Raw genomic sequence first — 18,041 nt, forward strand, 5'->3', positions numbered from 1 at the left:
CCTAGTCCTTCCTAAAGTCGAAATCTGGTTGACCATCAGGACGCTTAATAATGTGAAGGCCTCTCAGAGTTATACCTTTGACTTTCCACGTTTGTAACGTGAGACAATCCCGGTTTAGGCTTTCGATGATGAACATGTTCAATTTCTGAACGGCGTCCCTCGTGTGCCATACCTCGCTGTTGTCCTGAAGAATAACTGTAACGGAGTCGCCTTCACGCGTAATTGTGGCTGGTGTCAATGATCTTGAGTTTGGCACCACCGGATTGGCTATCATCAGCTCCAATGTTTGGTTGCGTGTACAAAAGTCAGCTGGCGCAATGTGAACTTCCTGATTTTCTTTCACATTTCTAAGCTGTCTTGCATCCGCATCGTTGCTCGTTGCGCCAAAGACGTCAGATACACCCACTAACGCAGCCCAAGCGAAGACTGCATAAGCGAGATACGGCGGCCGAAGGTTCATTCGGTGACAATCTCCGCCGTCTCGACCACCGCATGGAACAGCACATCGGCGCCCGCGGCCGCCCATTCCTTGGAGATTTCCTCAGCCTCGTTGTGCGAGAGCCCGCCGACACAGGGGCACATGACCATCGTTGCAGGTGCGACCTTGGCGGCCCAGCAGGCGTCGTGGCCGGCGCCGGAGATGATGTTCATGTGGCTGTAGCCGAGCCGCTCGGCAGCGTCGCGCACCGACGTGACCAGTTTCGGATCGAAGGTGATCGGCTCGAAGTGGCCGATCGCCTCGATGGAACAGCCGACGCCGAGTGCATCGGTGATCTCAGGCGCTTTCGCCTCGATCTTTGCCCGCATGCGGTCGAGCTTCTCCTTGTCGGGCGAGCGGATGTCGACGGTGAAGACAACCTTGCCCGGCAGCACGTTGCGGGAGTTTGGCGAGAAGAACACCTGGCCGACGCCGCCGACGGCGCCCGGCTGTTCGCTCATCGCCACGCCCTGGACCATCTCCAGGATGCGGGCCATGGCGAGGCCGGCATTGACGCGCAGGTTCATCGGCGTCGAGCCGGTATGGGCTTCCTTGCCGGTCAGCGTGAATTCCAGCCACCAGAGGCCCTGGCAATGGGTGACGACGCCGATCTGCTTTTCCTCGGCTTCGAGGATCGGTCCCTGCTCGATGTGATATTCGAAATAGGCGTGCATCTTGCGGGCGCCGACTTCTTCGTCGCCGACCCAGCCGATACGTTTCAGTTCGTCGCCGAACAGATTGCCCTCGGGGTCCCTGCGATTATAGGCGAAGTCCAGGCTGTGCACGCCGGCGAAGACGCCTGACGCCAGCATGGCGGGGGCAAAACGCGCGCCTTCCTCGTTGGTCCAGTTGGTCACGACGATCGGATGTTTGGTCTTGATGCCGAGATCGTTCATGGTGCGCACGACTTCGAGAGCCGCAAGCACGCCGAGCACACCGTCATATTTGCCGCCGGTCGGCTGAGTGTCGAGATGCGAGCCGACATAGACGGGCAGAGCATCGGGATCGGTGCCGGGGCGGGTGGCGAACATCGTGCCCATCCGGTCGACACTCATGGTCAAACCGGCATCGTCACACCATTTTTTGAAAAGGCTGCGGCCCTGCGCATCGGCATCCGTCAGCGTCTGGCGATTGTTGCCGCCTGCTATGCCGGGGCCGATCTGCGCCATCTCCATGAGACTGTCCCAGAGACGGTCGCCATTGACGCGCATGTTCTCGCCTGGTGCTGCCACCATTTTGTATGCCCTCACCTGTTTGCGGCAGTCATGCAAAGGGCATGCCCGCCTGTTCCCGTGGTCCTTCCCTGCGCCCCTTATTGGTTTTGTCGAGCGCCGGAAAATCGCCAGTTGCCTTTGTTTTGCATCTGACGGATAATTTGACCGATTGGTAAACATTACAACTTCCACCGCCGGGCTCAAGACGAAAATCACGAAAATTGCCGATAAAAATACGGGCAGTTGCTCAAGAAGGCGGCGGGGGATCGCTTCCAGAAAAACTTGAGCGAAGAAGTTGAATTTCAAGGGGAAATAACAGCCTGTGACCATACCGAGAGCAGCGAAAACCCTGAGGCGGACGCGAATCCAGGAAGAGAAGGAAGAGCAGATCCTGGAAGCGGCGCTCGATGTATTTTCGGCAAGCGGCTTTCGCGGCTCGACCATCGACCAGATTGCCGAAGTGGCCGGCATGTCGAAACCCAACCTGCTCTATTATTTCCGCACCAAGGAAGCGATGCACCGGGCGCTGATCGACCGGGTGCTCTACACTTGGCTGGAGCCGCTGCGGGCCTTTAACGCCGAAGGCAATCCGGAGGCGGAAATCCGCAGCTACATCCGCCGCAAGCTGGAGATGGCCCGCGATTTTCCGCGCGAGAGCCGGCTTTTCGCCAACGAGGTGCTGCAGGGCGCGCCGCATATCGAGGACGAGCTGAAGGGACCGCTGAAGGAACTGGTCGACGAGAAGGCGGAGGTCATCCGCGCCTGGGCGAAATCAGGCAAGATCGTCAAATGCGATCCCTATCACCTGATCTTCTCCATCTGGTCGACGACGCAACATTACGCGGACTTCGACGTCCAGGTGCGTGCCGTGCTGGGGCAGGAACATTCGGGCGAAGGGCGCTTCGAGGATGCGGCGCGGTTTCTGGAACAGCTCTTCATCGGCGGCCTGCGACCGGATCCCCTTGAGGCGTGAGGGTTTACTCTCTTCTTGGAAGCGGCACACGGGCAAGAATATCCGTCATGCCTTCCATCGTATAAGGCTTCTGTAGCACGGGCGCGTCCGAGTGGCTGTTCGCCTGGGCGATGCCCTCCCCATAGCCTGTGGCAAAAACGAAGGGCACGCCGTCGGCTGCCAGCCGGTCGGCAATTCCGAAACTCGTCTCATCGCCAAGATTGACATCGAGAAGCGCCAGATCGAAGGACTGGCCCGCCAGAATTTCCATCGCCTCAGTGACACTTGGTGCCGTGGCCACGTCGGCGCCCAGGCGGCGCAGGATGTCCTCCCCATCCATGGCGATGATCAGATTGTTTTCCACCAGCAGCACGTTGAGGCCGGAGAGCGGTTGATCGTCGGCAATCGTCTTGCGTTCGGTCGCTCCGACCGGAGGCGGATTCGACCGTTCGCTCGTAGGGCCGACGACATGTCGCGCCGGAATGCAGAAATCGGCCTCGAGCCCATCCTTGACGTAGCGGACCTCGGCTTTGCCGCCGAGGTCATACGGGATAGAGCGGCGGATGATCGTCGAACCGAAGCCATGGCGTTTGGGTTCGACGACGGGTGGACCATCCTTTTCGCGCCAGCCAATGCGCAGATTGCCCTCGTCGTCGCGATGCCAGCCGAGTTGAACGGTGCCACTGCCGGTGCCGGAAAGGCTGCCATATTTGGCGCTGTTGGTCATCAGCTCATGGAAAACAAGGGCGGCGGTGGAAAAGGCCTGCGGTTCCAGCAGCACGTCCTCGCCGCTCATCTGGATGCGTTGCGCATTTTTCCCGAGATAGGCGGCTGTCTCTGCCAGCAGCAATTGCCGGAGCGAAGCGGGCGCCCAGTGATCGCGGGTGATCTGGTCATGGGCGCGGGCGAGCGACTGAATGCGGCCCTCGAGCTGGCGGATGTAGTCGCCAAAGCCGACCGACGTTGCCTGTGACTGCCGGATAATGCCGGTGATCAGGCTCAATATGTTGCGGACGCGGTGGTTCAGCTCGGCGATCAGCAGTTCCTGGCGCTCGTTGGCCGTCTGGCGGGCCATGCTGACCTCGTCGGTGAGACGCAATACCACTTCGATCAATGTGACACGGATCGTTTCGGCGACACGGCGCTCGGCTTCCGTGAAGGGCAGCGAGCGGCCGCGCACCAGTTCCGACCAGGCCTCGAAACTCTTGCGCGGCGTCAGCCGCGGGCCGTTCGGGCCGTACTCTACCGGCTTGTGCGGGTCGCCGCCCCAGCGGACGGTGCGCACCAATTCCTGACGGAAAAGCACGACATAATCGCGCGGCGAACGCGAGATCGGGATGGCGAGCATGCCTGCTACCGCATCGTCGACCTCAAGGTCCGGATAGGCTTCCGCGAGCCTGTCGACGGCATAGATGCGGCCGGCTGCGTTACGGTTGAGGTGGCGGACGAGGGCTGCGAAACTTCTCTCATCCGGCCCGATGCCGGCAAGTGCCAGGCGGCCGTTGATCCAGACGCCGATCCCGTCGGCAGGAATGGCGTCGGCGAGCGCGTCGATCAGCCAGGCCGGATCGTCGAGCAGGCTCGCATTGTCTGCGACGGAGGTGAGAAGCCGGTCGGCAATGCGGCGCGCCTTTGTCTCGTAGTCGAGAGCCAGTCGCCGTTCGCGGCTTTCAAGGCGCGACGCAAACATCTGGCCGAAGAGTTCGGCAGTGGAGCGGCTTTGGGCCGAAGGCAGACGCGGGCCGTAGTGATGGCAGGCAAACAGGCCCCAGAGCTTGCCGTCTACGACGATCGAAATGGAGAGCGAAGCGCCAACGCCCATGTTTTTCAGATATTCGATGTGGATCGGCGAGACCGAACGCAATACCGACATGGAGAGGTCGAGCGGCCGGCCGTGCTCGTCGAGCTGCGGCAGGATCGGGACCAGGACGGCGTCGACATCGGCAATGATGCGGAACAGGTTGCGCAGATAAAGCGCGCGCGCCTGTACCGGAATGTCGGAAGCCGGATAGTGCAGCCCGAGGAACGAGCCGATGCCGGCCCGGGCGGCTTCCGCCACGACTTCGCCGGAACCGCCTTCGTCGAAACGATAGACCATGACCCGATCGAAACCGGTGAGCGCCCGCGCTTGTCTTGCACCTTCACGGAAGAAGGCTTCCAATGTTTCCGTGTGGTCGAGGCGCGACATCATGCTGCGCATTGAGAGCGAGGCGGCGTCGTGCCTGTCTTCCTGGCAGCGCTCGCCTTCGATGATGACCTCACCGCCGTTCAGGTGCACGGCAAGGTCGAACCTGTTTTGATCGGACGTCAGGGCAATGCCGAAAATGCGCTCGACGACGTCGGAACCACGCAGCGTGGTAAGCTTGTTGCGGATTGTGTGGAGTGCTTCGGGTGTAATCACAGAGAGAACGGGACGGCCGATCGCGTTGGTCTCTGTCACTCCGAGAAACTCCGCTAGGTTTGCGGAGGCGCGCATGACAATCCAGTCTGAGGACACCGCCAACAGAAAGCCGAAGGGCTGAACCGAGCCGAGCTGGTGGATCGGCTCACGGTCGCAATTGGTAAGATCGACGGGTTCGTGCGTGCCGTTCATGGGACGGCTTCCAGTTCGGCTTGCCCGGCTTTGAGGAAGAGATCGAAAACATCGCGGGCTGCGGCGACAGCCGCATCGGGATCCTCCACCATGGTCGCGTCAAGACGATCCATGAAGAGCCGCATGGCGCCCTTCAGGCCTTGCAGGCTCAGATAGCTGTTGGGCAAGTGGTCGGGCACGGCCTTGGCGAGCAGCAGGCCGCCGAGTTTGGAGCCTTCGAGGACATAGGCGGCACCCCAGATCGCTGCTTCGCTGAGCAATGCCGGTTGCGGAAGCAATACCGGCAATCGATCATCGAGTTCCCGGATGTCGGCAGCCAATAGATGCGCGCGCCTTCGGTCCGGCCAATCCGGCAGCAAACGGCCGATTCCTCCATTCTCTAGCGCATATTCGACTGATGGTACGACCCGCGCATGCGCGCGCAAGAAAGCCTTATAATCCTGGATGCGTGAGAGGTTAAAACTGCCGAAGAGGGTGTCGACCGCGGCGTGGCAATCTGCAGTTTGTGCGCGGAGGGCGCTGCGAAGTGACATGCTGACGTTTTTCCGAGTGATATGGCGGCCGCCCAAAACAGACGACGAACTAGCGGATATACTGCGGCATCGGGTTATTTCCAGAGAAACGCCTAGGAATAACATAGGTTTCTCGTCGCTCGCAGACGCGCGGCGAGCGCTTCAGCCCATCATTGCCGGCAGTCCGGCGGCGAGCGTATCGATCGCGAGCCGCACCTTCGGCAGCATGACCGGAGAGCGCAGCCAAACGGCATGGGCGTCGAAGACATTGGCCGGTTCCTGCTTCAGCACCTGAATGAGCCGGCCTGCCAGCACCTCTTTGCGGACCAGCCAGCAGGGCAGCCAGGCAAGACCGCGCCCGGCGACGGCCGCATCGGAAATCGAAGCGAGGTCGTCGAGCCGCAGTCGCGCCTTTGGCGGCATCCGCCGCCCGGGATCGGCTGCAGTCGGAAAGATCCAACCCTTGTCATCATCGCCCCGCCTGTAGACGATGCCTTCATGCTGCGGGATATCGAACACCGTCTGCGGCGCACCATGTTTTTCCAGATAGGCGGGCGATGCGCAGACTGTCATGCGCTGGCGGGCTATCGCCCGGGCCATCAGATCCGGATTGTCCTTCAGCGGTCCGTTGCGGATGACAAGATCGAACCCGTCCTCCAGCAGGTCGACGACACGGTCGTTGAAGGAAAGGTCGAGTTCGAGGTCCGGATGTTCATCGAGCAGGCGTGCCAGGATCGGCGCGACGCAGTGGCGGCCGAAAAGCACCGGCATCGAGATGCGCAGCCGGCCGCGCACGTCACGCCGGCCGGATTCCAGCATGGCTTCCCCGAGGCGAATTTCCTCGACCGCCCGCAGGCAGCGCTCGTAGAAGAAGCGGCCTTCCTCGGTGAGGCTCTGCATGCGTGTCGTACGGTTGAAGAGGCGCACGCCGAGACGCTGTTCCAGACGTGCGATGGTCTTGCCGACCGCCGAACGCGTGAGATGGAGCCGCTCGGCGGCAGCCGAAAAGCCACCTGCCTCGACAGCTTCGACAAAGATCGAGATACCTTTCAGTTGCTCCATTTGTTTCCTCTTTGGAACCATTCTGGAGAATTAATATCGCAACTGGTGCGAAATATTCAACGATATGTTTTGCGCTCCCTGCAATGGACAAGGAGCAATACAATGCAGACAACACGGCAATGGCAGATCGACGCGGTAGGTCCGGAGCGCCAGCTGACGATCGGCGAGCGGAGGCTCGAACCGGTTTCGGGAAACAGGGTTCTGGTGCGGACGGAAGCCGTCTCGCTCAATTTCCGCGATCGGTTGGTGATGGAGAGCGGCATGGGGTTGCCGCTGCAATTTCCTTTCGTACCGGCTTCCGACATGGCAGGGGTCGTCGAGTCAGTCGGACCCGATGTCAGCCGTTTCAAGCCGGGAGATCGAGTCATCTCGACCTTTTCGCCCGACTGGATCGACGGACGCGGCTTGGGCGATGCGCGCACCCCACCTTACAAGACGCGCGGCGGCTTCTATCCCGGTGTCCTCTCCCAATACACCGTGCTGTCCGAGGAATGGTATTCACGCGCGCCTGATACGCTCGATGCGGCGCAGGCGAGCACCTTGCCCTGCGCCGGGCTGACTGCCTGGTTCGCACTGATCGAACGCGGCGGCCTGAAAGCCGGCGACAAGGTGCTGGTGCAAGGCACCGGCGGTGTGGCGCTCTTCGGTCTGCAGATCGCCAAGGCGCATGGTGCGGAGGTCTTCATCACATCAGGCAGCGCCGAGAAGCTCGAACGCGCCGTTGCTCTCGGCGCCGATCATGCGATCAACCGCCATGAGGGTGACTGGGTTGAGCAACTCTATCAGTTGACCGGCGGCTATGGCGCCGATCACGTGCTTGAGATCGTCGGCGGCCCGCATCTCGGCCAGGCGCTGAAGGCGGTGGCGATCAGTGGTCGCATTTCCGTTATCGGCGTGTTCGAGGGGTTCGAGGTTTCCGGCCCGGCCGGCCCGCTGCTGCTCAAGGCGCCTGTTGTGCAGGGCATTTCCGTCGGCCATCGCCGTGCGCTGGAAGATCTGGTGCAGGCAATCGACCAGACCGGGCTGAAGCCTGTGATCGACAAGCGTTATGCCTTCGACGAACTTCCTGAGGCGCTCGATCATCTCTATCGCGGGCCTTTCGGCAAGGTGGTCGTCGAGTTCTGATGATCGCGATTCAAAGCGTTACAGGGCCGCGCCTCTAAAAAACGCGCGGCCCTGTCTCAGACGGCGGTGGAAACACCCTGTTCGAAGGTGAAGCCTTCATCGGCCCAGCCGGTCATGCCGCCGATCATCAGCTTGGCCTGGAGGCCGAGACTGGCGAGGCGGAAGGCAGCCTTGTCGGCGCCGTTGCAGTGCGGGCCAGCGCAATAGACGACGAACAGCGTATCGCTTGCCCATGTCGACATGCGATGCGCCGTCATCTTGCCGTGCGGCAGGTTGATGGCTCCGGGAACGTGGGATTCTGCGAAGAGCTGCGGCGAGCGCACATCGAGGAGAACGAAATCGACTTTGCCGGCCGCAAAGGCGGCATGCACGTCGGAGCAATCGGTTTCGAAGGCAAGCTTGGCGGCAAAGTGAGCGACAGCGGCATCCGGAGCTGCAGCAGGTATTTGGGAAACGGCGCTTGGCATCGGTCTTTCCTTTTCTCTAAAGTTGCCGCCTGGTATCGCCGATGCTAAAGCTTTGCGAAATTGGCCATCATGACCGACAGCGTAAAGATCATGCCAAATTCATCGCCGCAGCAGACCAAAGGACCGCTGGTCGCCGCACTTGCCTATGACGGGCTCTGTACCTTCGAATTCGGTATCGCCTACGAGGTCTTCGGCCTGCCGCGGCCGGAAATGGGCGAAGGCTGGTATCGCTTCTCGGTCTGCGGCGTCGAACCGGGTCCGCTTCGCGCTGCGGGAGGGCTGACGGTCGCGGTCGACAAGGGACTGGAAGTGCTTGACGAAGCGGACCTGATCGTCGTGCCCGGCTGGCGGGCGATCGATGCGCCGGTGCCGGCACCGCTCGCCGTAGCGCTCAGGGCAGCGCATCAGCGCGGCGCGCGCATCATGTCGCTCTGCTCCGGCGTTGCGGCTCTTGCCGGATCGGGGCTGCTTGCCAACCGCAGGGCGACGACACATTGGCGCTATGTCGCCTCGATCGCCGCACGTTATCCCGACATCACGCTCGATGCCGACGTTCTCTACATGGACGAAGGCAGCCTGCTGACGGCGGCGGGCAGTGCTGCCGGCATCGATCTCTGCCTGCATGTGGTGCGCGGCGATTTCGGTTCGGAAGCTGCAAACAGCGTGGCAAGACGCCTCGTCGTGCCGCCGCACCGCGAAGGCGGACAGGCGCAGTTCATTCACGCGCCGGTTCCCGTGGAACGCGAGGGCATCCGCTTGGGGCCGCTGATCGAATGGATGCGCGAAAGCCTTTCCGAGGAGCAGCCGATCAGCCTGCTTGCGAAAAGAGCGGGCATGAGCATGCGCACCTTCCAGCGGCGCTTCGAAGCGACGACGGGCCTCAGCGTCGGCGAATGGCTGCTGAAGGAGCGGCTGCGGCATGCCCGCGATCTGCTGGAAAAGGAACTTGCGGCTTCGCTCGACGATATCGCCGCCGCCAGCGGCTTTGGAACATTGGCGACGATGCGGCATCATTTCCGCAGGCGCCTCGGAACGAGCCCGAGTGCCTATCGGAAGTCATTCGGTGATTAGAGCATCCCATGCTTGCATTTCTTTGCCATTTCACCTAAAGGGGCGCTCTCGATGTTTCTGGAAAGGGAGCGCCACGATGACGAATATCTCAGCACGCCCCGAGAGGGTTTCGGCTTAACTCGGCCAACGGGTCGATGAATGCCGGTTGAACATCGCCGTTTTTGGCGATGAAAGACCACTCATATCCAGAGTTCATTATCATGGGCAATTCCATTGGGAGCGGAAGCTCCCCGATGACGTCGTCGGCACATCCGGCACTCATCAATCGTTTCTTTTCCGGTAGCGCCTGGATCGAAGGCGCCGCTTTAGATCAACTTGACGAAATGTCCCGCCTGCCGGGCGTTTTGGGGATCGCCGCCTTTCCAGATTTGCACCCGGGCAAATATGGTGCGACCGGCGTGGCACTGTTGTCCTCTCGGCTGCACCCGCTGCTGATCGGCAACGATATCGGCTGCGGCATGTCGCTCTTCGGCTTGGATCTTCCGCTGCGCAAACTGAAGATCGACAGGGCGGCGGAACGGCTTCGCCGGTTTGAAACGCAGGCGATCGGAGATGCCGCGGAATTTCTCACGGAGGCAGGTCTGCCCACTGATCTGACACCCGGTGCTCTCGGCACGATCGGCGGCGGCAATCATTTCTGCGAGTTGCAGGCTGTGGAGAATCTCGCCGAAGGTGGGTCTGCCGACGGTCTCGATGATCAGGGGCTCTATCTGCTGGTTCATTCCGGTTCGCGCTCTCTTGGCGCCACCATATTCTCGGAGATGGTGGCCGCTCATTCGGGGCTCGCAGTCGGTCTTGATCCCGGTTCGGAGGCCGGCGCCGCCTGGCTTATGCGCCATGACCAGTGCGTTGCCTGGGCATCGTTGAACCGACGGCTGATCGCAGAACGGGCGGCCGCAGCGCTTCATGCCGATCTGCGTCTCATCGCCGACGTGCCGCACAATCTCGTTCGCCCGTCCGATCGTGGTTTTGTACACTACAAGGGTGCGGCAGCGGTCGTAGCCGGCGAACTCGCGCCGATTGCGGGATCTCGAGCGAGCCTCAGTTATGTGGTTCGTCCGACCGCTGGCGTTGCCCGTTCGCTGGGTGGCATCTCTCACGGGGCCGGTCGCAAATATGACCGCGCCACCATGCACGGGCGTGTCGGCCGCAATCGCTCCGAACGAGAACAGCTCTTGCGCAATTCCTGGGGCGGTATCGCCATCTGCGACGATCGCTCCCTTGTCGTCGAGGAGGCGGCATCCGCATACAAGGATGCCGGGCAGGTGGTGACCGATCTGGAAAACGAGAGCCTGGTCGTGAGGCTTGCCAGCTTTCGGCCGCTTGTCACCTTCAAGAAGGCGGTTGATGAAGCGGAGGTTGAGCAGCGCCGGCGAAAACCCCAATATCGCAGGGAAGGAGGACGTGGCCATGAGCGCTATTGATCTTCTCATTACCGCAGGCAACGGCCCGGTGGAATGCCGCATGGCGCTGTCGGCGCTTCTCGGCATCCTCGAACGGGAGGCCGTTCGGCTCTGCTGCTCTTTCGAGACCAGCCTTGGCCCGATGCCGGATCAGCACGGTGCGAAGTCAGCGATCGTCAGCCTCAAAGGTTTCGAGGCTGAGCAGATTGCCAGTGACTATTGCGGCACGATCCGCTTCACCTTCAGGAGCCAGGTGCGTCCGGGTCACAAACGGCAGAACTGGTACGTCTCGGTTCAGCGTATCGATACCAAACCGGAAGGTGGCGAGGTGACGATCGATCCAGCCGACCTGCGTTTCGAGACGCTGAGGGCCGGCGGACCGGGCGGGCAGCATCAGAATACGACCGACAGTGCGGTTCGTGTCCTGCATCGGCCGACCGGTCTCGTCGCGACGGCGCGCGACGAGCGTTCCCAGCACCGCAACAAAGCCCTGGCGCTCCGGCGTCTTGAGGCGATGCTGCGCCATATCGAGGCGGAAAAGCAGGAGGCGGCCAAATCCGGGCGCTTCATCGCCAACCGGACCATCGAGCGCGGCAACGAGGTCAAAACTTTCAAGCTGTAATCGGGAATAGCGTGGCCTGACCACAAACAACAACGGCGCCCTTTCATGAAGGGCGCCGATTTCACTGGTCATGACCCGCCGCAGATCTCCGCGGCGTCGCAGATCCTTACTCCGCCGCCTGGCGCGCCATCGGGTTGTTCGGGTGTGTGGTCCAGTTGGCATAGTTCGGGTCGACGACGCGGCCAGTGCGTTTGTCGAGGGTGCCGGCGGGAAGCTGCTCCATGGTGATGCAGTTCTCGACCGGGCAGACGCTGACGCAGAGATTGCAGCCGACGCATTCCTCGTCCATCACCTCGAAATGGCGAGCGCCGTCGACGAAGTTGGTGATCGCCTGGTGCGAGGTATCCTCGCAGGCGATGTAGCAGCGGCCGCATTTGATGCAGGCGTCCTGGTCGATCTTCGCCTTGGCGATGTAGTTGAGGTTCAGATATTGCCAGTCGGTGACGTTGGGGACGGCACGGCCGGTAATGTCGTCGAGGTTGCGGTGGCCCTTTTCGTCCATCCAGTCGGAGAGGCCAGTGATCATCTCCTGGACGATCTTGAAACCGTAGGTCATCGCCGCCGTGCAGACCTGGACGTTGCCCGCGCCGAGGACGAGGAATTCGGCCGCGTCGCGCCAGGTGGTGATGCCGCCGATGCCGGAGATCGGCAGGCCGTAGGTTTCCGGATCGCGGGCGATCTCGGCCACCATGTTGAGCGCGATCGGCTTTACCGCCGGGCCGCAATAACCGCCATGGCTGCCCTTGCCGCCGACCGTCGGGTTGGGGGCGAAGTTGTCGAGATCGACGGAGACGATCGAATTGATCGTGTTGATCAGCGAGACGGCATCGGTGCCGCCGGCCTTGGCGGCGCGGGCGGGGCGGCGGATATCGCTAATGTTGGGCGTCAGCTTGGTGATGACGGGCATGCGGGTGTACTGCTTGCACCAGCGCACGACCATCTCGATATATTCCGGCACCTGACCGACGGCCGAGCCCATGCCGCGCTCCGACATGCCGTGCGGACAGCCGAAATTGAGCTCGATGCCGTCGGCGCCCGTTTCTTCGACCAGCGGCAGGATCGCCTTCCAGGCCTCTTCCTCGCAGGGCACCATGATCGAGGCGATCAGCGCCCGGTCCGGCCAGTTCATCTTCACCTGCTTCATTTCCCGCAGGTTGGTATAGAGGTCGCGGTCGGTGATGAGCTCGATATTGTTCAAGCCGAGCAGGCGGCGGTCGGCGCCCCAGATCGCGCCGTAGCGCGGGCCGTTGACGTTGACGACGGGCGGGCCTTCCTCGCCCAGCGTCTTCCAGACCACGCCGCCCCAGCCGGCCTTGAAGGCGCGCTCGACGTTGTAGGCCTTGTCGGTCGGCGGCGCAGACGCCAGCCAGAACGGGTTCGGGGATTTGATGCCGACGAAATTATTACGGAGATCAGCCATTGTTCATTCTCCCCTTCAAGCAACCGCGACAGCCGGAGCGGCTGCTGCGGTGAGGCCACGATGGATGGATTCAGCTGCGTCGCGCCCGTGGGCGACGGCCGAAACCGTGAGATCGTCGCCGCCGAAGACGCAGTCGCCGCCGGCCCAGACGCCGTCGAGCGAGGTATGGCCTTCGCCATCGACGGCGATGCGGCCGGATTCCATGCGCAGCGAACCGAGACCAGAGGCGTCAAAGCTCTGACCGATCGCCTTGAAGATCTGGTCGGCGGCAATGACACCGGTTTCGCCGGTGCCGACGAGGCGGCCTTCGAGAAGCGTCGTATATTCCACCTCGATAGCGGCGACTTTGCCGTCCTGCGACAGGATCGATTTCGGCGCCAGCCAGTGCCGGATGATGACGCCCTTGGAGCTTGCCAGATCCTGCTCGAATTCGGAGGCGTTCATCTGTTCCTTGCCACGACGGTAACAGATCGTCACCTCCTCGGCGCCGAGCAGCTTTGCCTGCACGGCAGCGTCGATCGCCGTCATGCCGCCGCCAAGGACGACCACGCGGCGGCCAATGGCGATTTCGCTTTTGTCTTCGGCCTGGCGAAGGGCCGCGATGAAATCGACGGCATCGTCGACGCCCGCAAGGTTTTCGCCCTCGATGCGCAGCGCGTTGACGCCGGCAAGACCGATACCGAGGAAGACGCCGTCATATTGCGCCTGCAGATCGGAAAGCGAAAAATCGAGGCCGAGACGCTGCCCATGCCGAACCTCGATGCCGCCGATCGAGAGGACGTAATCGACTTCCTTCTGGGCGAAGTCGTCGACCGTCTTGTAGGTGGCGATACCGTATTCGTTGAGGCCGCCGGATTTTTCCCTGGCATCATAGATGACGACGGAATGGCCGTTCACGGCCAAACGATGGGCGGCAGCAAGGCCGGCCGGGCCTGCGCCGACAACGGCGATGGTCTTTCCGCTCGGTTCAGCCCTGGCATAGAACTGCCGCCCGGCATGCATGGCGGCATCGGTCGCATAACGCTGCAGGCGGCCGATCTCGACGGGCCGCTCTTCAGCCGTGTTGCGCACACAGGCCTGTTCGCAGAGTTCTTCGGTGGGACAGACGCGGGCGCACATGCCGCCAAGGATGTTCTGGTCGAAGATCGTCTTTGCCGAGCCGATCGGATTGCCGGTCGAAATCTGGCGGATGAACAGCGGAATGTCGATCGAGGTGGGACAGGCCGTCATGCATGGCGCGTCATAACAGAAATAACAGCGGTCAGCGGCGACCAGCGCCTCGTGATTGTCGAGGCGCGGATGAAGATCGGAAAAATTAGCCTCATACTCGGCGGGCGAAAGCCGGCCGGCATGAATCCCGGTTTCCAGTCGTTCCATTGAAGTTCCCTCATTATTGGTAAACGGCCTGTGAGGGAAAGCGTAACTCAGGTTTAAAAATTTATCAAACGGTAAAATTTTTACGATTTTCTCTTGTGGCCTCCCAAGTAATGCACTGTTTTCGTTAGGAGAATTTACCCGACGGTGATGGGTGAAATGACTGGGTGTTCGACACGAGAAAGGCATCCGAAAAAAGATTCAAAAAAGTCGAATTTTTTGTTGGCGGCAGGGAACCAAAGTTTGATGTCGTCGTTATTGCGATATCCGGATGGTGATCGCATCGACCCAACATGCGCGCCCCCAACCCACTATCCGGACGTACTCACGGTCCCCTCCCGGTGAGTGAAGACAGCTGGTGCGCCGCCCTCGCACCGGCTGTTTTTCTGTTTTCGGCTGCCTCCCGGCTTTTCACACGCGCTTGAAGATCTCGAATTCGCTTTCCGGAATGGTCAAACGATATTCGATGCGACCGGGAATGAGGTTCAACTCCGCTTTGCCATTGACCGACGAGGGCACGACACGCTCCAGCACGGTACGTCCGAAGCTGTTGTCGCTGAATTCGTGGATTTCCGACTGATCATGCAGCACTTCCGCCCAGGCGATTTCGATCGCCTTCCTGTCGTTGAGCATGGCTTCGCGGCAATTCAGCGTGATGGAGGCGGCGCCGCCTGATATCGCGCCAAAGGAGGCGGAGTTGACGATGAGTTCGTGGAGGGCGAGCCCGAGATGTACGGCGGCATTCGGTGTCAGGTGAGCGTTGATCCCGTAGATCGGCATGGAGCCGGCCGTTTCCGGCCAATAGGGGGCAAACTGCTTTTCGGCGAGTTCGAAGAGGTAGGCGCCGCGCCAGCTCGAATCCGTGATCAGGTCCTGCGAATTGGACAGCGATTGCAGCCGTCCGCGGAACTTAAGGAGGAAGCTGTCGAGAGAGAGCGTGTTGCGCGCCGTCTGCGTGGCAATGCCCTGGATGATGGCGAGAAGGTTCTTCGAGCGGTGTGAGAGTTCGCGCAGCAACGACTTCAGAACTTTTTCGCGATGCCGGCTTTCGGTGACTTCAGCCATGACGGAAAGAAGTCCATATGCGCCGCGTTCGCCGGTGCGCTGGATCTTCAGTTCATAAGTGCGCGTTTCGCCGTCAACGTCGATCTCGACCTCGGCATTGTTAGGGATGCCGGTTTCCAGCACCTTGTGTTTCAGCGCAGTCAGATATTGCCCATGGGCGTCGCCAAAAAGGGCGGCGTCGCTGCCGCCGGGCATAAAGAGCGACGCGAAATGCGGCGGCAGATTTTCGGCGTAGAAGATCGACAGTCGGGCGTCCTGGCAGAGGATCGAAATCCCGGCGCTGCCGAGCGCGCGTTCCATCATTGCGGCTTTGCCTTCAAAGGTGAAAGGCATGCCGGACAATGGTTCAGTCGTATTCACTCGGCCGCCTTTCCTTGTGACATCTTGAACGTCGCTGAAGGGAGCGCCCTTCCAGACACCGCCTGCCAACTTTAGAACAAAGCGCTGCAAAAAACCGTTAAAGCCACCGGAGCGTCCCGGTAGCACCGGAACGCCTGCTTTGGCGATTTGGTTCCGAAGGCCGGAAAATTGCGTCTCAGGCGGCTACTCTGGTGGATTCATTGAAGAAAAGAGCCTGACTGATCAGTGCCTTGACCATGTCGGGATTGAAGGGCTTGGTGACAAGGAAAGTCGGTTCCGGGCGCTCGCCGGTCAGAAGCCGTTCCGGGAAAGCGGTGATGAAGATCACCGGTACGCTCGACGTCTTGAGGATGTCGTTGACTGCGTCGATACCGGAGCTGCCGTCGGCAAGCTGGATGTCGGCCAGCACCATGCTCGGCTTGGTCTTATTGTAAAGCGCCACGGCCTCGGCATGCGTACGGGCAATGCCGGTGACGCGATGGCCGAGGCTCTCGACCATCTGCTCGATATCCATGGCGATCAGCGGTTCGTCCTCGATGATCATGATATCGGTTGCGACCTGACGGGAAATCTCCTGCGACGCGACGTCGAGCAGATGCATGACATCCTGTTCTTCGGTTTCCAGAATTTCGGCGATTTCGGCGACGCGGAAATTCTCCACGGATGCGAGCAGGAAGGCCTGACGGGCGCGCGGCGAAACCTTGGAAAGGTTCAGCGTGGCGCGCTGCTCCCAGGCATAGGGCGAGGTCGGCTCTGGAATCTGGACGGCGGTGGAACCAAACAGTTGCGTGAACAGTTTGTAGAGTGCGACCCGGTCATTCGCCGTATCCGGAAAAATCGACAGATCGGCGATGATGGCTTCGAGAACGGCGGCGACGTAAGCGTCGCCCGAAGTCTGTGTGCCGGTAAGGGCGCGGGAATAGCGGCGCAGATAAGGAAGGTGCGGCGCAATCCGAGTAGAAAGTGTCATTAATGGGCTCCTGCATACAGGCCGGCATTGGCTTCAATGAGCGGTTAACGCCGACTTGATAAAAAAGTTCCGGAACGGCAGGAACTTTTTTCGTTGCGCCGCATTATTCCAGCCGACGAAGAAAGGGCGTAGCGTTTTGACCCATGCAACGGCAAATGCCAGCGACATCGACAATGGAACGTTCGATGTCGATGGTTGAAATCGTTTTTGATCCCATCCACGCTCCTCGAACAGACAACCGGCGAGAAGACGAATTGATGACTACACGCAAGAAAGAAGCAGCCGATCAGCGAAAGCTGGAGCTGCGGGCAAGCGACATCCTGGACCCGAACAACCAGATCGGCGTCAGGCTGCGGTCGCTCTATTCGGCCGCTCAGGATGAGGCGATTCCCGATCGTTTTCTCGACCTTCTCGAAAAGCTCGACCATGCTGAAATGATGGCTTCTGCCAAGATGGCCGAATAGGATCGCCGCATGGAAGACAAATCGCAACCCAGCTTCAAGCGGGAACTGCTGGCGGCACTCCCAAGCCTTCGCGCCTTCGCGATCTCGCTCATCGGGCGGCACGACCGTGCCGACGATCTCGTCCAGGACACCATCATGAAAGCCTGGGCCAAGCAGGATCATTTCGAGATGGGCACCAATATGAAGGCCTGGCTCTTTACGATCCTGCGCAACGAACTCTACAGCCAGATGCGCAAGAGCGGCCGCGAAGTGCAGGACAGCGACGGGCTGTTTACCGAATCGATGGCGATGCACCCCTCGCAATATGGTGCGCTCGATCTGCAGGACTTCAAGAAGGCGCTCGACCAGCTGCCGCCGGATCAACGCGAGGCGATCATCCTCGTCGGCGCCTCGGGTTTTTCCTACGAGGAGGCGGCCGAAATCTGCGGCTGCGCCGTGGGTACCATCAAAAGCCGCGTCAACCGGGCCCGTCAGCGGCTGCAGGAGTTGCTGCAGATATCAGGCGAGGCTGATTTCGGCCCCGACGCCACCTCGGCGCCGCTGACATCGAAGGCTTTCGCGTTCTGACAGGAGTTGTATTTGGGAGGAAAGCCGGCCGCCTTCGGGCGCCGGCTTTTTTGTGTTTGGCGGTGTGTGAAGGACGCGTTCCACGGGATGGACGGCCATTCGAAGCACTACCTCTCCACCCTCATTCCTGTGCTTGTCACAGGAATCCAGTGCGCCCAAGTCCTTGGGCGCGAAAGACTCTTTCCACTTGGTATTGGTTTATTCACGGCGCGGACGCGCCGTGGCTGGATTCCTGTGACAAGCACAGGAATTGTCTCTCAAATCCATGCTTTAATGTTTGGGAAGCTGGGATCGAACCCCGGGATGGCCATCCCGGGGTTCG

17 protein-coding genes are annotated in these 18,041 nt (G+C 60.9%); 7 read left to right on the forward strand and 10 right to left on the reverse strand.

Annotated features, from left to right (window positions below):
• Position 1 precedes the first annotated feature (1 nt).
• A complete protein-coding gene (locus tag HX899_RS00750) occupies positions 2-460 on the reverse strand; it encodes a hypothetical protein (RefSeq protein ID WP_181291433.1) in 459 nt (152 codons plus the stop codon).
• On the reverse strand, positions 457-1,713 hold the full coding sequence (locus HX899_RS00755) for a Zn-dependent hydrolase (protein WP_181291434.1): 1,257 nt from the start codon (positions 1,711-1,713) through the stop codon (positions 457-459). The genes HX899_RS00750 and HX899_RS00755 overlap by 4 nt, the downstream gene beginning before the upstream one ends.
• 301 nt (positions 1,714-2,014) lie before the next feature.
• Here HX899_RS00755 and HX899_RS00760 point away from each other — a divergent pair, with 301 nt between their 5' ends.
• On the forward strand, positions 2,015-2,665 hold the full coding sequence (locus tag HX899_RS00760) for a TetR family transcriptional regulator C-terminal domain-containing protein (protein ID WP_029872411.1): 651 nt from the start codon (positions 2,015-2,017) through the stop codon (positions 2,663-2,665).
• A 4-nt stretch (positions 2,666-2,669) separates the two neighbouring features.
• On the opposite strand, the gene HX899_RS00765 is transcribed toward HX899_RS00760, so the two are convergent.
• From HX899_RS00765 to HX899_RS00775, 3 genes are all read right to left on the reverse strand, one after another.
• Positions 2,670-5,237, reverse strand: a complete 2,568-nt coding sequence (locus tag HX899_RS00765; RefSeq protein ID WP_181291435.1) for an HWE histidine kinase domain-containing protein — start codon at positions 5,235-5,237, stop codon at positions 2,670-2,672.
• Positions 5,234-5,770 carry a biliverdin-producing heme oxygenase gene (locus HX899_RS00770; RefSeq protein WP_181291443.1) on the reverse strand — a complete coding sequence of 179 codons (537 nt, stop codon included), beginning with the start codon at positions 5,768-5,770 and terminating at the stop codon, positions 5,234-5,236. The genes HX899_RS00765 and HX899_RS00770 overlap by 4 nt, the downstream gene beginning before the upstream one ends.
• Positions 5,771-5,911: 141 nt before the next feature.
• Entirely contained in the window at positions 5,912-6,811 is a 900-nt protein-coding gene (locus HX899_RS00775; protein ID WP_181291436.1) for a LysR family transcriptional regulator, read from the reverse strand.
• A 102-nt stretch (positions 6,812-6,913) separates the two neighbouring features.
• On the opposite strand from HX899_RS00775, the gene HX899_RS00780 reads away from it, so the two are divergent.
• Positions 6,914-7,936 (forward strand): NAD(P)-dependent alcohol dehydrogenase, encoded by a 1,023-nt coding sequence (locus HX899_RS00780; RefSeq protein WP_181291437.1) that lies wholly within the window; start codon positions 6,914-6,916, stop codon positions 7,934-7,936.
• A 56-nt stretch (positions 7,937-7,992) separates the two neighbouring features.
• On the opposite strand, the gene HX899_RS00785 is transcribed toward HX899_RS00780, so the two are convergent.
• Entirely contained in the window at positions 7,993-8,403 is a 411-nt protein-coding gene (locus HX899_RS00785) for a rhodanese-like domain-containing protein (protein WP_181291438.1), read from the reverse strand.
• A 69-nt stretch (positions 8,404-8,472) separates the two neighbouring features.
• Here HX899_RS00785 and ftrA point away from each other — a divergent pair, with 69 nt between their 5' ends.
• From ftrA to prfH, 3 genes are all read left to right on the forward strand, one after another.
• Positions 8,473-9,474, forward strand: a complete 1,002-nt coding sequence (gene ftrA, locus HX899_RS00790; RefSeq protein ID WP_181291439.1) for a transcriptional regulator FtrA — start codon at positions 8,473-8,475, stop codon at positions 9,472-9,474.
• Positions 9,475-9,707: 233 nt separating this feature from the next.
• Entirely contained in the window at positions 9,708-10,898 is a 1,191-nt protein-coding gene (locus HX899_RS00795; protein ID WP_246697043.1) for an RNA ligase RtcB family protein, read from the forward strand.
• Complete coding sequence (gene prfH, locus HX899_RS00800) at positions 10,885-11,499, forward strand: peptide chain release factor H (RefSeq protein WP_094087574.1); 615 nt, start codon at positions 10,885-10,887, stop codon at positions 11,497-11,499. The genes HX899_RS00795 and prfH overlap by 14 nt, the downstream gene beginning before the upstream one ends.
• 106 nt (positions 11,500-11,605) lie before the next feature.
• On the opposite strand, the gene preA is transcribed toward prfH, so the two are convergent.
• The 4 genes from preA to HX899_RS00820 form a co-directional block, all read right to left on the reverse strand.
• Positions 11,606-12,919 carry an NAD-dependent dihydropyrimidine dehydrogenase subunit PreA gene (gene preA, locus HX899_RS00805; RefSeq protein WP_181291441.1) on the reverse strand — a complete coding sequence of 438 codons (1,314 nt, stop codon included), beginning with the start codon at positions 12,917-12,919 and terminating at the stop codon, positions 11,606-11,608.
• Positions 12,920-12,934: 15 nt separating this feature from the next.
• Positions 12,935-14,296, reverse strand: a complete 1,362-nt coding sequence (locus HX899_RS00810; RefSeq protein WP_138330232.1) for an NAD(P)-dependent oxidoreductase — start codon at positions 14,294-14,296, stop codon at positions 12,935-12,937.
• Positions 14,297-14,704: 408 nt separating this feature from the next.
• Positions 14,705-15,700, reverse strand: coding sequence for a sensor histidine kinase (locus HX899_RS00815; RefSeq protein WP_181291444.1), 996 nt, complete (start codon positions 15,698-15,700; stop codon positions 14,705-14,707).
• A gap of 193 nt (positions 15,701-15,893) precedes the next feature.
• A complete protein-coding gene (locus HX899_RS00820) occupies positions 15,894-16,688 on the reverse strand; it encodes a response regulator (protein ID WP_003542253.1) in 795 nt (264 codons plus the stop codon).
• Positions 16,689-16,945: 257 nt separating this feature from the next.
• Between HX899_RS00820 and HX899_RS00825 the strand changes: the two genes are divergently transcribed.
• Both HX899_RS00825 and HX899_RS00830 read left to right on the forward strand, forming a co-directional pair.
• The gene (locus HX899_RS00825; protein WP_003542250.1) at positions 16,946-17,152 is read left to right on the forward strand and encodes a NepR family anti-sigma factor; all 207 of its coding nucleotides are present in this window, start codon (positions 16,946-16,948) and stop codon (positions 17,150-17,152) included.
• Between the two features lie 9 nt (positions 17,153-17,161).
• On the forward strand, positions 17,162-17,719 hold the full coding sequence (locus HX899_RS00830; protein ID WP_003542247.1) for an RNA polymerase sigma factor: 558 nt from the start codon (positions 17,162-17,164) through the stop codon (positions 17,717-17,719).
• The last annotated feature ends 322 nt before the right edge of the window (positions 17,720-18,041 follow it).

Origin of the sequence: Rhizobium sp. WYCCWR 11146, from assembly GCF_013591995.1 — a bacterium.
GTDB classification, from domain to species: Bacteria; Pseudomonadota; Alphaproteobacteria; order Rhizobiales; family Rhizobiaceae; genus Rhizobium; species Rhizobium indicum.

Excerpts from the sequence above, each read along its gene's own strand:
- HX899_RS00830 (WP_003542247.1), top strand. The coding sequence starts at position 17,162 with ATGGAAGACAAATCGCAACCCAGCTTCAAGCGGGAACTGCTGGCGGCA.
- HX899_RS00750 (WP_181291433.1), bottom strand. The coding sequence starts at position 460 with ATGAACCTTCGGCCGCCGTATCTCGCTTATGCAGTCTTCGCTTGGGCT.
- HX899_RS00755 (WP_181291434.1), bottom strand. The coding sequence starts at position 1,713 with ATGGTGGCAGCACCAGGCGAGAACATGCGCGTCAATGGCGACCGTCTC.
- HX899_RS00775 (WP_181291436.1), bottom strand. The coding sequence starts at position 6,811 with ATGGAGCAACTGAAAGGTATCTCGATCTTTGTCGAAGCTGTCGAGGCA.
- HX899_RS00785 (WP_181291438.1), bottom strand. The coding sequence starts at position 8,403 with ATGCCAAGCGCCGTTTCCCAAATACCTGCTGCAGCTCCGGATGCCGCT.
- ftrA (WP_181291439.1), top strand. The coding sequence starts at position 8,473 with ATGACCGACAGCGTAAAGATCATGCCAAATTCATCGCCGCAGCAGACC.
- HX899_RS00780 (WP_181291437.1), top strand. The coding sequence starts at position 6,914 with ATGCAGACAACACGGCAATGGCAGATCGACGCGGTAGGTCCGGAGCGC.
- HX899_RS00770 (WP_181291443.1), bottom strand. The coding sequence starts at position 5,770 with ATGTCACTTCGCAGCGCCCTCCGCGCACAAACTGCAGATTGCCACGCC.
- HX899_RS00825 (WP_003542250.1), top strand. The coding sequence starts at position 16,946 with ATGACTACACGCAAGAAAGAAGCAGCCGATCAGCGAAAGCTGGAGCTG.
- HX899_RS00795 (WP_246697043.1), top strand. The coding sequence starts at position 9,708 with ATGACGTCGTCGGCACATCCGGCACTCATCAATCGTTTCTTTTCCGGT.
- HX899_RS00765 (WP_181291435.1), bottom strand. The coding sequence starts at position 5,237 with ATGAACGGCACGCACGAACCCGTCGATCTTACCAATTGCGACCGTGAG.
- HX899_RS00820 (WP_003542253.1), bottom strand. The coding sequence starts at position 16,688 with ATGACACTTTCTACTCGGATTGCGCCGCACCTTCCTTATCTGCGCCGC.
- HX899_RS00810 (WP_138330232.1), bottom strand. The coding sequence starts at position 14,296 with ATGGAACGACTGGAAACCGGGATTCATGCCGGCCGGCTTTCGCCCGCC.
- preA (WP_181291441.1), bottom strand. The coding sequence starts at position 12,919 with ATGGCTGATCTCCGTAATAATTTCGTCGGCATCAAATCCCCGAACCCG.
- prfH (WP_094087574.1), top strand. The coding sequence starts at position 10,885 with ATGAGCGCTATTGATCTTCTCATTACCGCAGGCAACGGCCCGGTGGAA.